At 61.0% G+C, this 525-nt stretch carries 1 protein-coding gene; it reads left to right on the top strand.

The features are described 5' to 3' along the window. Window positions 1-525 (top strand): RHS repeat domain-containing protein (locus BFQ01_RS33135; protein WP_370671286.1); only part of this gene is annotated, 525 nt, incomplete at both ends.

The following is a 525-nucleotide window of genomic DNA, read 5'->3' on the forward strand; positions in this document are numbered from 1 at the left end:
GAGACCACGCCGGACGCCTCGTCAGAAAAACCCTGCCCGACGGTAGCCTTGTTGAATATGCCTACGACCGCCAGGGCAACCTCCTCAGCGTCGACGACGGCCACTGGGCGCTCGCCTACGAATACGATAGCCAAAACCGCCTCACCGCCGAACACCAAGGCTGGGGCTCCTTGCGCTACGGCTACGACGCCTGCGGCCAGCTTCAACACCTGCGCCTGCCGGACAACAATCGCCTGGTGTTCAACCACGGCAAAGGCGGCCACCTCGCCACCGTCGAATTAAACGGCACGCTGCTGACGTCTCATCTGTTCAAAGCCGGCCAGGAACACCAGCGCCAACAAGGCCAACTCCTCAGCCACTACCATTACGACGACCAACACCGCCTGCACGCCCACGCAATCACCCAGCAACAAGATAACCTCTACCAACGTCAATACGACTACGACAAAACCGGCAACCTCACCCGCCTGCTCGACACGCGCAAAGGCGAACACCACTACCACTACGACCCACTAGGCCGCCTCA

This window comes from Pseudomonas sp. 8 R 14 (assembly GCF_900005955.1).
Classification (GTDB): Bacteria; Pseudomonadota; Gammaproteobacteria; order Pseudomonadales; family Pseudomonadaceae; genus Aquipseudomonas; species Aquipseudomonas marginalis.